This is a genomic window from Luteimicrobium xylanilyticum (genome assembly GCF_009429125.1).
Taxonomy (GTDB): domain Bacteria; phylum Actinomycetota; class Actinomycetes; order Actinomycetales; family Cellulomonadaceae; genus Luteimicrobium; species Luteimicrobium xylanilyticum.
Genome location: NZ_CP045529.1, coordinates 3,675,832 through 3,689,136, shown reverse-complemented (window position 1 = coordinate 3,689,136; position 13,305 = coordinate 3,675,832). Strand labels below are relative to the sequence as shown.

The following is a 13,305-nucleotide window of genomic DNA, read 5'->3' as shown; positions in this document are numbered from 1 at the left end:
GCAGGTCAGTACGTCGTCCTTTCCGGACCCTCGCGGTCACGGCCGTCGCCACGGGAGACCGCGAAGGTGGTCTCCCGCGCGCGGCACCCTGCGCCGCGTGTCGCAACGGCTGTTCGTGGGCGTCCTGAGCGTCGCCCTCGCGGCGACCGGGACCACCGTCGCCGCGGCGTCGGGCGCGGGGGCGCAGGGCTCGCACGGCTCGACGGGCGGATCGCCCTGGCGGCTGGTGGCGACCGATCCGTTCGACGGGAGCTACTACCCGACCTTCACCGGGAACGGGTACTTCGCGGCCCGCGTCCCCGCGCAGGGTCAGGGCTACAGCACGGCGGACGTCCCGACGTCGTTCCAGATCCAGGGCTTCTACGCCTCGGGGGACGACGGCAAGCAGGCGCGTGAGTCCGGACCGGCGTGGACCGGTCTGACGGTCTCGGACGGGTCGGGCAGCTTCGACGACGCCTTCGGCGCCGCCTGCGCGTTCGGGACGGTCTGCCAGGCCGAGGACGCCGACCTCTCGGGCGGGCTGTCCACCGCCACCGACCACTCGGGCTACCGGGGATCGGCGTTCGTGCAGGGCTGGGGGACCGTCGGGTCGCGCTCGGTCGTCGCCGTCACCGGGACCTCGGCGGACGACGCCGAGCTCCTGATTCGGTACGCGGCGGGGGATCCCGGTGACGGGACGGCCGCGGCGCGCGAGCTCACGGTCACGGTCGGCGGCTCGGCGCAGACCGTCGACCTCCCGGCCACCGGGGGCTGGGACGACTGGGAGACGGTCCGTGTGCCGGTCCGGAGCGACGCCGGCAGCACCCAGGTCGCACTCGGCTGCGCGTCCGGTCAGGACTGTCGCGTCAACGTCGACGACGTCGCGCTCGTGAAGGCCGGGGCCGATCCGGTCGAGGGCGCCACCGAGGTCGGCCTGACGGAACGCGGCCTGAGCGGGTACCGCCAGACGCTCGATCTCCGGACGGGCGCCATCAGCACACGGGCGACGTGGACCTCACCGGCCGGAAGGAAGAGCGACGTGGAGTACACGGTCCTGCCCAGCAGGGCCGACGACCAGCTCGGCGTCGTCCGCGTCACCGTGCGGCCGCACTGGACGGGAGAGCTCGCCGTCACCGACGTCCTCGACCCCCGTGCCGCGCCGGAGGACGCCACCTTCACGCGCTCGGCGAGCCGCGTGGACCAGCAGATCGGCCTGACGACGACGCTGCCCGGCACGAACCAGCGTGCGAGCGTCGTCTCCGAGCTCCAGGGGCGCGGAAGCCTGAGCCAGGACGAGGACGTGGCGGCCTCCGGCGCCGTGCAGCAGACGCTCACGGCGCGCGTCTCGGCGGGACGCACCTACGCGTTCACCAAGTTCGTGGGCCTCGCGACCACGCAGGACGTCGAGCGCGCCTCGCAGACGACGAGCGCTGCGGCGCGCGTCGCGGAGAGGGCCTCCGACCGCGGGTACGGCACGGCCCGGCGGCTGAGCGACAGGGCGTGGGCGACGCTGTGGCAGGGAGACGTCCAGGTCAAGGGCGACGACGAGCTCCAGCGGCAGATCCGCGCGAGCCGCTTCTACCTGCTCGCGAGCGTGGGTGAACGGGCCTGGTCGCCGACCCCCGCCGGGCTGTCGTCCGGCAACTACGGAGGCCACGTGTTCTGGGACACCGAGACCTGGATGTGGCCGTCGCTCGTCGCGCAGGACCCGGATCTCGCGAAGGCGGTGCTGCAGTACCGGGTGGACCGTCTCGACGACGCGCGCTACAACGCGCGCCACACCATGGAGTACGACGCGTCGACGCAGACGTACCGTGCGCAGAGCTACGACGGGATCCGGTTCCCGTGGGAGGGCGGTCTGGACGGCAAGGAGCAGACGACGTCGCTGTTCTTCGGCGGGCACGAGGTCCACATCACGGCCGACGTCGCGCTGGCCTTCTGGCAGTACTACGAAGCCAGCGGGGACAAGGCGTGGCTGAAGAAGGAGGGGTGGCCGGTCCTCAAGGGTGCGGCCGAGTTCTGGGTGAGTCGTTCGACCCGTGGGTCCGACGGGAAGTACCACATCGACGACGTGACGCCGCCGGACGAGTGGGCGAGCAACGGCTCGGTCGGTCGGGACGACTCGGCGTACACGAACGTCGCTGCGGCCCAGGTGCTCCGGCTGGCGGCGCAGGCGGCCGACGTCGTGCACGAGACGCCTGCACCTGAGTGGGCCAAGGTCGCCGACGGCCTCGTGGTCCCGACGGATGCCGAGCGCGGCGTCACCCAGGAGTACGCGGGCTACGACGGCCGGACGATCAAGCAGGCGGACGCGGTGATGCTCACGTACCCGTGGCAGCACGAGCAGTCGGACGAGCTCACGGCGAGCGACCTCGACTACTACTCCACGAAGGTGGACGAGAACGCCAGCCCGTCGATGACCGATGCGATGCACTCGATCGTCGCGGCAGGGCTCGGCCGCAGCGAGGAGGCGTACTGGTTCACCCAGCGCTCCTCGACGGCGTTCATGCGCGGCCCGTTCGAGCAGTTCACCGAGGAGCGTGGCGGCGGGCACGCCTTCACCTTCGTCACGGGGGCCGGCGGGTTCCTGCAGGAGTTCTACTACGGCTACAGCGGGCTGCGCTGGGGGACGGACGGCATCTCGCTGTCGCCCGTGCTCCCGACCGCGCTGGACGAGATCCGCCTGACGGGCATGAAGTTCCAGGGGACCACCTTCGACCTCGTGATCGGCCCGAAGCGCACCACCGTCAAGGTGACCGCCGGTCCGCCTCTCAAGGTCACCGGCCGCGGGACCGCGACGGTCTCCCGGCCGCTGGTGTTCAGCACCCGCGCCTCCACGGACGCCGACGGCGGCTACGGCACGCTGGTGGGCTCGCTGTCGACGCCGGCAGGGCACGACGACGGTCCCGGGACCTACCAGTACCCGAGCGCCGACGTGTTCACCGACGGGTCGTTCGACATGACGTCGTTCGCCGTCTACCGGGACGGGAAGAACGTCAACCTCGTGACGACGGTCGACGGACAGATCCTCAACCCGTGGGCGCTGGAGGGGATGAGCCTGCAGCTCGTCCACGTGTACATCAGGAGCGGGACCGCCGGCGGGTCGGGCCGGACGCCCGCCCTCGCCGGGACCAACGTCAGCACCTCGGATCCGTGGCAGCTCGTCGCCGTCGCGAACCCACGTCATCAGCGGGGTGCCACGGGTACCACCGGGGTGTTCGCCTCCGACGGCACGCGCGTGGGCGATGCGACGCTCACGGTCCGCGAGCAGAAGGACATCGTGCTGACGATCCCCGCGAGCGTGTTCGACGGCATGGACCTGTCCAAGGCCTCGTTCGTCGTCGCGATGATGAGCGCCGCCGAGGACGGGGAGGGGGTGTCCAACGTGCGTCCCGTGTTCGACTGCACAGCCGCAGGGGTCCCGTCGTGGACCGGCGAGTGGCGCTTCTGCGGAGGCCGGGGCGTGCCCACGGACCAGTCACCGTTCGACTCCGACACCTCGGACGGCAACGTGGTCAAGACGTTCGTGCCGCGCGGGACCACGCAGGCGAAGGTGCTCGCACCGCAGCCGGGCGGTCCGGTACTCCCGTTCGTGCGGCTGAGCCCGGGGGGGGGGGGGGGGTCTCGGGCAGCCGTAGGTAGCGCGCCCGGTCACCTGAGAGTTGCTGCAAGGGATGCGGGGAGGTTTGTCCTTTTTGACAAGGGCGAAACCTCCCCGCGTCTGCGTCTGGACGCGCATGCCTGGGGGTCGCGACGGCTTGTCGTCTCTCCGCCGCGCGTCTACGGTGGTGCTCGTTTCTCCCTGTTGCACATCTTGCAGGACGTTGCAGTCGTGCGGTGAGCCATGCGGCGGGGCGGTCATCACTCGAAGGAGAGCGCATGTCGACCAGACCCCGGAGCCGTGCGGCCCGGATCCCCCGAACCCTCGCGGCCGGCGCCGCGGCCGCGGTCCTCGTCCCCCTCGTCACGGTGCCGGGCATCGTGGCGGCCTCCGCCGCCGACGCCCAGCACGTCAGCATCCCCGGCACGCACAACACGGAGATGGGCTGCGCGAGCGACTGGGACGTGAGCTGCGCGCAGGCCGAGCTCACCCAGCGGCCCGACGGCGTCTGGTCGCGCACCTACGACCTGCCCGCCGGCAGCTACGAGTACAAGGCCGCGCTGAACGACTCGTGGGACGTGAACTACGGTGCGGGCGGCGCGCAAGGCGGCGCCAACATCACGTACACGACCGACGGCTCGAAGCCCGTCACGTTCTTCTACGACCCGGTCACGCACTGGGCCACCAACACCGCCGCCGACCCCATCGTCTCGGCGGTCGGCGACTTCCAGACCCAGCTCGGCTGCTCCGCCGACGACGACGCGGACTGCCTCGGCGCCTGGCTCGAGGACCCCGACGGCAACGGGACCTACACCGCGAAGCTCACGGGGCTGACGGCCGGGACGTACCACGTGCGCGTCGCGCACGGCCTGTCCGACGACGAGGTCTACGGCCAGGGCGGAGCGAAGGGCGGCGACCCGATCCCCTTCACGGTCGAGTCGGGCAAGCAGGTCGTGCTGACCTACACGCTCGCCACGCACGTGCTCGCGGTCGACGTCACCGACGCGCCCGTCGCCGGCGAGGCCGAGGACGCCGCGCAGTGGGTCGACGCCCGGACCGTCGCGGTCCCCGCCGACCTCGTCCCGCAGGCCACCACCTGGGCCCTGTACTCGTCCGCCGACGCGTCGCTCACGCGCGACGGCAGCACGATCGGTGGCGGCACGAAGGTCCCGCTGACCGCGGACCCGAACGGGCTGACGGCCGCGCAGCTGAAGAGGTTCCCGGCGCTTCGGGGCTACGTCGCGCTCCATCCGCGCCACCTGTCCCGCTCCGCCGTGGAGCGTGCGCTGCGGGGCGAGCTGAGGCTCGCGGCCTGGGACGGCGAGGGCACGCTCCGGGCGCTCACGGGCGTGCAGGTCCCCGGCGTGCTCGACGACGTCTACGGCACCTCCGCGCAGCGCCGCACCCTCGGCGTGACGTGGACGCACGGTGCGCCGCGGCTCGCGCTGTGGGCCCCGACCGCGCAGGACGTCGACCTCCTGCTCTACCCGTCGTCCGGCACGGGGGCGCCGCAGCGCGTCCGGGCGCACCGCGCGTCGGACGGGACGTGGACCGTCGCCGGCTCGCCGTCGTGGCGCAACCGGCAGTATCTGTACGAGGTGAAGGTCTACGCGCCCACCACGGGCCGGGTCGAGACCAACGACGTCACGGACCCGTACTCGGTCGCCCTCACGACGAACTCGACCCGCTCGGTGCTCGTCGGCCTCGACGACCGTTCGCTCGAGCCGTCGCAGTGGGCCCGGACGGCGTCCCCGCGCGTCGCGGACCCGACCCAGCAGACGATCTACGAGCTGAGCGTCCGCGACTTCTCCGCCACGGATCCCACGGTCCCGGCGGCACTCCGCGGCACCTACGGCGCCTTCGCGACGACCAGCGACGGGACCGAGCACCTCAGGGCCCTGGCCAAGGCGGGCCTGACGACCGTCCACCTGCAGCCGACGTTCGACTTCGCCTCGGTGAACGAGGACCGGTCCCAGCAGAAGTCCCCCGTCTGCACCGACAGCGAGCTGGCCTCCTACGCCCCCGACTCCGACCAGCAGCAGGCGTGCGTCGGGGCGGTCGCGGACTCCGACGCCTACAACTGGGGCTACGACCCGCTGCACTACCTCGCCCCCGAGGGCTCGTACGCGGTGCACCCCGACGGCGGCTCGCGCGTCGCGGAGTTCCGCACCATGGTCGGTGCGCTGCACGCGGACGGGCTGCGCGTCGTCGTCGACGAGGTCTTCAACCACACCTCGGCGTCGGGCCAGGACCCCCAGTCGGTGCTGGACCGCGTGGTCCCGGGCTACTACCACCGGCTCGACGCGGCGGGGTCGGTGGAGACCTCGACGTGCTGCCAGGACGTCGCGACCGAGCACACCATGGCGCAGAAGCTCATGGTCGACTCGGTGGTGCTGTGGGCCAAGGACTACAAGGTCGACGGCTTCCGGTTCGACCTCATGGGCTTCCACTCGGTCGACAACATGAAGGCCGTGCGCGCCGCGCTCGACAGGCTCACGCTCCGCAAGGACGGCGTCGACGGGAAGAGCATCTACCTGTACGGCGAGGGCTGGAACTTCGGCGCGGTCGCGAACAACGCGTACTTCACGCAGGCCACCCAGGGCCAGCTCGACGGGACCGGGATCGGGACGTTCAACGACCGGCTGCGCGACGGCGTCCGCGGCGGGTCTCCCGTCGACGCGTCGACGGTCCAGCAGCAGGGCTTCGGCTCCGGCCTGTTCACCGACCCCAACGGGAACCCGTCGTACGGGACCGCGGACGACGCGTCGAAGGCGCTGCTCGGCCACGACGAGGACCTCGTCAAGCTCGGCCTGTCCGGCAACCTCAAGGACTTCAGCCTCGTCACGTCGGACGGGACGACGAAGAAGGGCTCCGAGGTCGACTACAACGGTCAGCCCGCGGGCTACGCGAGCGAGCCCGACGAGTCCATCTCCTACGTCGACGCGCACGACAACCAGACTCTCTTCGACGCGCTCACGATGAAGCTGCCGCAGGCCACGTCGATGGCGGACCGGGTGCGCATGCAGACGCTGTCGCTCGCGACGGCCACGCTGTCGCAGTCGCCGTCGCTGTGGCTCGCCGGGTCCGACCTGCTGCGCAGCAAGTCGCTCGACAACAACAGCTACAACTCGGGGGACTGGTTCAACGCGATCGACTGGTCCGGGAGGACGAACGGGTTCGGCAAGGGTCTGCCGATGTCCGGGGACAACGGCTCGCAGTGGTCGGTCATGAAGCCGCTGCTCGCCGACAAGGCCCTGGACCCGACGGCGAAGGACATCGCGACCGCGACCGACGAGGCGCAGCAGCTCCTGCGGCTCAAGCGCTCGACGTCGCTGTTCTCGCTGGGTTCCGCGAAGCTCGTCGAGCAGAAGCTCACGTTCCCGACGACGACCACGCCCGGCGTGATCGCGATGAACGTCGACGACACGCGCGGCAAGGACGTCGACCGGAACCTCGACGGCGTCCTGGTCGTGTTCAACGCGGGCACGACGACGGCCACCGAGACGCTCTCCGCGCTGCAGGGCAAGGGCTACGTACTCTCGACTCTCCAGCGCCAGGGTGACGACCCGGTCGTCAAGCGGACCACGTGGGACGCGCGCACCGGCACGGTCACCGTGCCGGCCCGCACGGTCGCGGTCCTCACCCTCGCCGAGTCTCGTGGGCACGACGGCCACGGGGGCCACGGGGGCCACGGTCACCGCTGACGGATCGCGCCGACCTCGACGCCGAAGTAGTACGGCCGCCGGTATACCTCGCGAGGTATACCGGCGGCCGTACTACTTCGCGGCTGGGCGAGGTCACGATTGGGTCACCTGTCCCAGTCTGGTCTCGCCGGAAGCTCCGAACCGTGCTTCGATGCTTCGAGCGAGAGGGGACAACGGCGTCTCCCTCTCGCGTCCCGGCGCCCGACCGGGCCCGGAGGAGGACCAGCATGCCGTACCGCGAGACCGAAGCCACCCGCGCCGCGCGCGACCGCCGTCGCACCGCCCTGATCGAGGCGGGGGTCGACGTCGTCGCCGAGCGCGGCTTCGCAGGCGCCACCGTGCAGGCCGTCGCCACACGCGCCGGCCTCGGACCGAGCAGCGTCTACACCTACTTCCCGGCGCGTGCCGACCTGCTCACGGCCGTGTTCCGCGAGATCGCGTCCGCCGAGCTCGCGCGCGTCCGCGAGGCGGCCGAGCCCCGGCCCGACGACGCACCCGCCAACGCCGCCCAGGCCCGCGTCGAGCGGGTGGTGGGCACGTTCGCCCGCCGCGCGCTGCGTCGTCGGCGGCTGGCGCGCGCGTTGCTGCTCGAGCCCGCCGACCCCGCGGTCGAGGCGGAGCGCACCCTGTTCGCGCGCGAGTACGCGGACCTGTTCGGCGCCATCGTGTCCGACGGCGTGGCGTCCGGCGAGCTGCCCGCCCAGGACACGCGCATCGTGGGGGCCGCGCTCGTCGGGGCGGTCGCGTCGGCGCTGACGGGCCCGCTCGCGCCGCTCGGCGAAGACGCGGACCCCGACCGGCTCGTCGCGACGATCCTCGGGTTCTGCCTGCGCGGCGTCCTCGGGGCGCGGGCGTGACGCAGCCGCGCCCGCACGTCACGCACGAGGTCACCAACCAGGTGCCGCCCCGGGAGGGGGTCGACGAGTACGCCGACTTCCCGGTGCTCCGCCGCGCCGTCCACGCCCTCGGTGGCGCGTGGGGCGACGACCGCCTGCACGACGTCGGGCGCCTCGTCGGGTCGGCGGCCTTCCAGGCGGACGCCGAGCGCGCGAACCGCGTCAACCCCGAGCTGCGGGCGTTCGATCGGTGGGGCCGGCGGCTCGACGAGGTCGACTACGACCCCGCCTACCACCGGGTGCTCGGCGCGGCGGTCGCGCACGGCGCCCACACCTCCGCGTGGGCCGAGCCGCGGCCCGGCGCGAACGTCGTACGGGCGGCCGTCTTCAGCCTGTTCGCCCAGGTCGAGCCGGGTCACGCGTGCCCCGTCTCGATGTCGCACGCGGCCGTCCCCTCGCTCGCGCACGCGCCCGCGCTCGCCGACGTCTGGGTCCCGCGGCTCCTGAGCCGCGAGTACGACGGCGGCCTGGTGCCCTTCGGGGACGGCCCCGACCGCAAGCGGGGCGCGCTGTTCGGCATGGCGATGACCGAGAAGCAGGGCGGGTCGGACGTCCGGGCCGGCACGACGCTCGCCCGACCGGCCGTCGGCGACGGGGGCGGTCTCGCGCCCGACGACCCCGGGGCGCCCTACCTGCTCACGGGGCACAAGTGGTTCTGCTCGGCCCCGATGTCCGACGCGTTCCTCGTGCTCGCGCGCGCGGCCCGGAGGACGTCGTCGGGCGAGGAGCGGCCGGCCGACGACGTCTCCTGCTTCCTCGTGCCGCGCGTGCTCGACGACGGCACGCGCAACGTGCTCCGGATCCAGCGGCTGAAGGACAAGCTGGGCAACCGGTCGAACGCGTCGAGCGAGATCGAGCTCGACGGCACCGTCGGGTACCTGGTCGGTGAGCCGGGCCGTGGGGTCCGGACGATCATCGAGATGGTCGCGCGGACCCGCGAGGACTGCGTCCACGGCACGGCCGCGGGCATGCGCCAGGGCGTCGCGGAGGCGCTCTGGCACGCGCGGCACCGCACGGCGTTCGGTGCGCGGCTCGTCGACCAGCCCGCCATGACGGCGGTGCTCGCGGACCTCGCGCTCGAGTCGGAGGCCGCGACGCTCACGTCGCTGCGGCTCGCCGCCGCGTTCGACGACGTGACCACGGGGGACGGCGACGGCGCAGCCGCCCGCGGGTTCTCCCGGCTCGCGACGGCCGTCGCGAAGTACTGGGTGTGCAAACGCGGGCCGGCGCACGCGTACGAGGCGATGGAGTGTCTCGGCGGGAACGGCTACACGGAGGCGTTCCCGCTCGCGCGGCGCTACCGCGAGCAGCCCGTGATGGCGATCTGGGAGGGGTCGGGCAACGTCATCGCGCTCGACGTGCTGCGCGCGCTCGCCCGTGACCCGGAGAGCTTCGAGGCGTTCGACGCCGAGGTGTCGCGGGCGACCGGCGCGAGCGCGGTCCTCGATCGGCACCTCGTGCGCACCCGGCGGCTCGTGGCGGGGGTGGCGCGCGATCCCGGGACCGCGCCCGCCCAGGCGCGGCGGCTCGTCGAGGCGCTCGCGCTCGGGCTGCAGGCGTCGCTCATGGTGCGGTTCGCGTCGGACGCGTCGGCGGACGCGTTCGTCGTGGCGCGGCTGGGGGAGGATCGGGCGCTCGGCTACGGCGTCCTGCCGTCCGGGGCAGACCTGGGCGCCGTCCTGGCGGACCACGCGGGCTGACCGCCGTCCACAGATTTCCTCCACAGGGGTGTGCGCGACGACGGTGTTCCGCGGAACCCCCTGTGGATGACCCTGTGCGTTCGCTGCACACCGAGATTGACCCGGAGAAGGGGTTGTCGGCCGCCTGAACCGGGTCTAGAACAGTCCTACGGCCTGCCGCTGCGACGAGGCTCCGGAGAACCGCCACGCGGAGGAGCGTCGCCTTGGTGGCCGGTCGGACGGTCGAACGGAGAACGGTGCACCACCCCTCGCACGCCGCCGGTCCGGCACAGGGCCGGCAGGCACGAGGAGCTGCAGGACGGCGCAGGGTGCGCACGGTCCCGGGAGACCGGCCGCGAGAGGCACGGCCTGCGCGCGCATGGAAGGTGGGCGCGAGTGTCCGTGCCGAGCCGTGACGTCACACGGTGTCGGTGTTGGGACTAGCGGCCCAGAGAAGGCCCCTCGGACTCGTACTCCGAGGGGCCTTCGCTCTCACCGATCGTTCCAGCCGCCCCTGACACCGGCCTGGGAGCGAGGGGCGTCGGGCGTGGATAGCGTGGGCGCGTGAGCAACCTCGAGACGCGGCCCGCCGAACAGCTCTGCCGCTCCGGTGCGGCCGACGGAGTCCAGCTCCTCGAGCCTCGCACCGTCCCCCTCGGCGGTGCGCGCGCGATGACCGTGCGCCGCACCCTCCCGCAGCGGGCGCGCTCGCTCGTCGGCGCCTGGTGCTTCGCGGACCACTACGGGCCCGACGACGTCACCACCGGTCCCGGCATGCAGGTTCCCCCGCACCCGCACACCGGGCTGCAGACGGTCACCTGGCTGTTCGCCGGCGAGGTGCTGCACCGCGACTCGGTGGGCTCGCTCGAGACGGTCCGCCCTGGCGAGCTCAACCTCATGACCGCGGGGCGCGGGATCTCGCACTCCGAGGAGACGCCCGCCGGCACCACCGCGCGCACCCTCCACGGCGTCCAGCTCTGGACCGCGCTGCCGTCGGGTGCGCTCGACGGCGCGCCCTTCTTCGAGCACCATGCCGACCTGCCCGTCCTCCGGGTCGAGGGCGCGGTGGCGCACGTGCTGCTCGGGACGCTCGCCCTCGCCGACGGCGCCAGGGGCGTCGTCTCGGCGACGTCGCCCGCGACCGCCTTCACGCCCATCGTCGGGGCCCAGCTCGACCTCGCACCCGGCGCGCGCGTCGTCGTCCGCACCCAGCCCGGGTTCGAGCACGCGGTGCTGCTCGACGCCGGGTCGGTGCGCGTGGATGGTGTCGACGTCGAGCGGGACCACCTCGCGTACGTCGCGCCGGGACCGTCGGAGCTCGTGCTGGAGGCCGGTCCCGACGCCGTGACCGACGACGCCGGGACGGTCGGCGCCCGCATCATGCTGCTCGGCGGCGAGCCGTTCGGCGAGGACGTCGTCATGTGGTGGAACTTCGTCGGCCGCACGCACGACGACGTCGCCCGCGCCCGTGCCGACTGGCAGGCCGGGCTCGTGATGACGTCCGGGGAGGGGCCGAACCACGGCGGCACGGAGTACGCACCGGGCGTGGCCGACGGGCGCTTCGGCGAGGTCGTCGGGTACGCGGGCGGGCCGCTGCCGGCGCCGGTCCTCCCGGACGTGCACCTCAAGCCACGGGCGCGCCCGGGCTCCTGACCCCGGGTACCGCGCTATCGTTCCGGCCATGACCACGGAACCCACCGCCCCGCGTTCCCCGTCGGACGACGACGCGGCCCGCCTCGACCGGCTCGAGCTCCCTCCCGCGGGCGGCCACGAGACGGCGGTGCCGCTCGTGCTCGGGACGGTCCTGTTCGTCGTCGGGCTGGTGCTCTTTCTCGCGGGGGAGATCAGCGCAGCCGCCATCGACAGCGACGGCACGACCGACGGACGGGTGGCGCTCGGGCTCGTCCTGACCGGCGTGGGCCTCGTCGTCGGGCTCGTGGGGGTCGCGCGCCTCGCGCACCGCGTCGACGTCGTCTACCGGCGCCTCGGCGGACGCGGCTGAGAGCCTCGGGCGTGCCGACGTCGACCTGGCGGAATCGGTTGTGAGATCGCCGGATCGGCAAGGATTTCGTCAGGTCGGCGAGGAGCGGGCGACCGCACCGTGGACGCACGAAGGGCCGGTCCTCGTGGAGGACCGGCCCTTCGTCGCGTGCGGAGCGGGTGACGGGAATCGAACCCGCGCTGTCAGCTTGGGAAGCTGAAGTTCTACCATTGAACTACACCCGCGAGACGCGGATCCGTGGGTGCTCCCGCGTGTGGGACCATCCTCGAACGCCAGCGTGCGACGTCGATCATACCTGCCCGGAGGACCGCTTCATGTCACAGCCCCCGTACGGCCCGCCCAGCGGTCAGCCCCAGGACCCGTACGCCGGCCAGCAGCCTCCGCAGGGCCAGCCGTACCCGGGGCAGCAGCCGTATCCGGGACAGCAGCCGTACGGCGCGCAGACGCCCTACCCCGGTCGGGCCCCGTACCCCGGCCAGCAGCCGTACCCGGGCCAGGTGCCCTACGGCTACGTGCCCGTCGACCCGACGGCGAAGTCGAAGCTCGCGGCGGGCCTCCTCGGGATCTTCCTCGGCTCGCTCGGCATCCACCGGTTCTACCTCGGCTACACGGGCATCGGGGTCCTGATGCTCCTGCTGACCGTGCTCTCGGTGGGCATCCTGTCGCCGCTGGTCGCCATCTGGGGCCTGGTCGAGGGGATCCTCTACCTCACGGCCACCCGGGGTTCGTACGCAGTCGACGCGCAGGGGCGCCCGCTCCGCGCGTGACGGTATGACCCACGTCACCACGGGTCCAGGACTTCGGGCTACCGTGTGGGCGTGCTGCTCTCCGATCGTGACATCCGTGCCGAGCTCGACGCCGGGCGCGTGGTCCTCGACCCGTACGAGCCGTCGATGCTGCAGCCGTCGAGCATCGACGTGCGGCTCGACAAGTTCTTCCGCCTGTTCGACAACCACCGGTACCCGTTCATCGACCCGTCGCAGGAGCAGCCGGAGCTGACCCGGCTCGTGGAGGCGAAGGGCGACGAGCCGCTCGTCCTGCACCCGGGCGAGTTCGTCCTGGGCTCGACGTTCGAGGCGGTCACTCTGCCCGACGACGTCGCGGCGCGGCTCGAGGGCAAGTCCAGCCTGGGGCGCCTGGGTCTGCTGACGCACTCGACGGCGGGGTTCATCGACCCGGGTTCTCGGGGCACGTGACGCTCGAGCTGAGCAACGTCGCGACGCTCCCCATCACCCTGTGGCCGGGCATGAAGATCGGCCAGATGTGCTTCTTCCGCCTGTCGTCGCCGGCCGAGCACCCGTACGGCAGCGAGGCCTACGGCTCGCGGTACCAGGGTCAGCGCGGCCCGACGGCGTCGCGGTCGTGGCAGAGCTTCCACCGCACGGAGGTCTAGCGTGACCGGCCTGCCGGAAGACTTTCCCACCGAATCCGAGGACCCGAGAGA

7 protein-coding genes, 1 tRNA gene and 1 pseudogene are annotated in these 13,305 nt (G+C 72.6%); 8 read left to right on the top strand and 1 reads right to left on the bottom strand.

Going from position 1 to position 13,305, the window contains the following annotated elements:
- Positions 1-97 precede the first annotated feature (97 nt).
- The 6 genes from KDY119_RS16340 to KDY119_RS16315 all read left to right on the top strand — a co-directional run bounded on the left by KDY119_RS16340 (position 98) and on the right by KDY119_RS16315 (position 11,861).
- Complete coding sequence (locus KDY119_RS16340; RefSeq protein WP_194174258.1) at positions 98-3,820, top strand: glucodextranase DOMON-like domain-containing protein; 3,723 nt, start codon at positions 98-100, stop codon at positions 3,818-3,820.
- A gap of 38 nt (positions 3,821-3,858) precedes the next feature.
- On the top strand, positions 3,859-7,284 hold the full coding sequence (gene pulA / locus KDY119_RS16335) for a pullulanase-type alpha-1,6-glucosidase (RefSeq protein ID WP_051136330.1): 3,426 nt from the start codon (positions 3,859-3,861) through the stop codon (positions 7,282-7,284).
- 227 nt (positions 7,285-7,511) lie between these two features.
- Positions 7,512-8,141 carry a TetR/AcrR family transcriptional regulator gene (locus KDY119_RS16330; protein WP_153022545.1) on the top strand — a complete coding sequence of 210 codons (630 nt, stop codon included), beginning with the start codon at positions 7,512-7,514 and terminating at the stop codon, positions 8,139-8,141.
- Positions 8,138-9,880, top strand: a complete 1,743-nt coding sequence (locus KDY119_RS16325; protein ID WP_036947553.1) for an acyl-CoA dehydrogenase family protein — start codon at positions 8,138-8,140, stop codon at positions 9,878-9,880. Before KDY119_RS16330 ends, KDY119_RS16325 begins: the two co-directional genes overlap by 4 nt.
- A 543-nt stretch (positions 9,881-10,423) precedes the next feature.
- Positions 10,424-11,512 (top strand): pirin family protein, encoded by a 1,089-nt coding sequence (locus tag KDY119_RS16320; RefSeq protein ID WP_036947552.1) that lies wholly within the window; start codon positions 10,424-10,426, stop codon positions 11,510-11,512.
- Between the two features lie 28 nt (positions 11,513-11,540).
- Complete coding sequence (locus tag KDY119_RS16315) at positions 11,541-11,861, top strand: hypothetical protein (protein WP_036947551.1); 321 nt, start codon at positions 11,541-11,543, stop codon at positions 11,859-11,861.
- A gap of 153 nt (positions 11,862-12,014) precedes the next feature.
- Here the strand turns inward: KDY119_RS16315 and KDY119_RS16310 are convergent.
- Positions 12,015-12,085, bottom strand: a tRNA-Gly gene (locus tag KDY119_RS16310).
- Positions 12,086-12,175: 90 nt separating this feature from the next.
- Between KDY119_RS16310 and KDY119_RS16305 the strand changes: the two genes are divergently transcribed.
- The gene (locus KDY119_RS16305; RefSeq protein WP_036947550.1) at positions 12,176-12,628 is read left to right on the top strand and encodes a TM2 domain-containing protein; all 453 of its coding nucleotides are present in this window, start codon (positions 12,176-12,178) and stop codon (positions 12,626-12,628) included.
- Positions 12,629-12,673: 45 nt separating this feature from the next.
- Positions 12,674-13,254: pseudogene (gene dcd / locus KDY119_RS16300) on the top strand (dCTP deaminase).
- The last annotated feature ends 51 nt before the right edge of the window (positions 13,255-13,305 follow it).

What these genes read in the sequence shown, in the direction of transcription:
- pulA (WP_051136330.1), top strand. Translation starts at nt 3,859, where the DNA reads ATGTCGACCAGACCCCGGAGCCGTGCGGCCCGGATCCCCCGAACCCTC.
- KDY119_RS16330 (WP_153022545.1), top strand. Translation starts at nt 7,512, where the DNA reads ATGCCGTACCGCGAGACCGAAGCCACCCGCGCCGCGCGCGACCGCCGT.
- KDY119_RS16315 (WP_036947551.1), top strand. Translation starts at nt 11,541, where the DNA reads ATGACCACGGAACCCACCGCCCCGCGTTCCCCGTCGGACGACGACGCG.
- KDY119_RS16305 (WP_036947550.1), top strand. Translation starts at nt 12,176, where the DNA reads ATGTCACAGCCCCCGTACGGCCCGCCCAGCGGTCAGCCCCAGGACCCG.